The sequence below is a fragment of the Streptomyces viridosporus genome, from assembly GCF_002078235.1.
GTDB classification, from domain to species: Bacteria; Actinomycetota; Actinomycetes; order Streptomycetales; family Streptomycetaceae; genus Streptomyces; species Streptomyces viridosporus.
Map to the genome: position 1 here is coordinate 473 of NZ_MSGP01000623.1, position 638 is coordinate 1,110.

Sequence of the window (638 nt, forward strand, 5' to 3'; positions counted from 1 at the left end):
GTACTCGCTGGTCCCGGCGAGCGTCACCGGCCACTCCAACTCGTTCTTCAACACGTACGGCGACCCCAGTACCGCCAAGGCCCGCGACCGGCTGCAGGAGGCCGGGGTCAGCACTCCGGTGAAGGTGACGCTGCACTACACCACCGACCACTACGGCCCGGCCACCAAGAGCGAGTTCGAGCAGCTCCAGAAGCAGCTCAACGACAGCGGCCTGTTCGACGTCGACATCGAGGGCACCCCCTGGTCGACCTTCCGTCCGGCCGGGCAGAAGGGCGAGTACGACGTCTACGGCATGGGTTGGTTCCCCGACTTCCCGGACGCCGACAACTTCCTCGCCCCGTTCCTGGACGCCGACAACTTCCTCGGCTCGCCGTACGTCAGCAGCAAGATCCGCAAGGACCTGATCCCGCAGTCCCGCCGCCAGGCCGACCGGCTGTCCGCCTCCGGCAGCCTGACGGACATTCAGGACATCGTGGCGGACGACGTCCCCGTGCTGCCGCTGTGGCAGGGCAAGCAGTACGTCGCCGCACGCGACGACATCACGGGCACCGCCTACGCGCTCAACTCCTCCGCCACTCTCCAGCTGTGGGAGCTCGGCCGAGGTGTGAGCGACTGACGACCCGTCCGGTCCCGGGCCG

Annotated in this window: 1 protein-coding gene; it reads left to right on the forward strand. The window is 68.2% G+C overall.

Features of this window, described 5'->3' with window-relative positions:
• On the forward strand, positions 1-616 hold a 616-nt coding region (locus tag B7L92_RS43040; RefSeq protein ID WP_255311268.1), incomplete at its 5' end, for an ABC transporter substrate-binding protein.
• Positions 617-638 lie beyond the last annotated feature (22 nt).